This is a genomic window from Vallitalea maricola (assembly GCF_036985595.1).
Lineage (GTDB): Bacteria > Bacillota > Clostridia > Lachnospirales > Vallitaleaceae > Vallitalea > Vallitalea maricola.
This window is the reverse complement of the sequence record NZ_BTPU01000331.1, coordinates 1-206: the sequence shown is the minus strand read 5'-3', so window position 1 is coordinate 206 and position 206 is coordinate 1. Positions and strand designations below refer to the sequence as shown.

The 206-nt window shown below is 38.3% G+C and carries 1 protein-coding gene; it reads right to left on the bottom strand.

The genetic code is table 11. The annotated features are described in order from the left end of the window. Nucleotides 1-206, bottom strand: a 206-nt coding sequence (locus tag AACQ14_RS24275) for a hypothetical protein (RefSeq protein WP_339366103.1), incomplete at both ends; no start/stop codon positions are given.

The window sequence follows — 206 nt, the reverse complement described above, 5'->3', positions numbered from 1 at the left end:
GCTGTGCTTATCAAGTAAACGACAAACCAAAGCTGGTACTACGTAGGTATGCAAAATATTATTGCGGTAATAACGCATTTCGGTATTAGCAGTTTCTGAGAGTGAAACTAAGCTACCAAAACTATCTTCAGTAATCGTTACTTTATTGAGAGAAATAACGTGTGTGAGTAACTCTGCACCTGTTTCTTCTGGCACTGTGAGTTGTT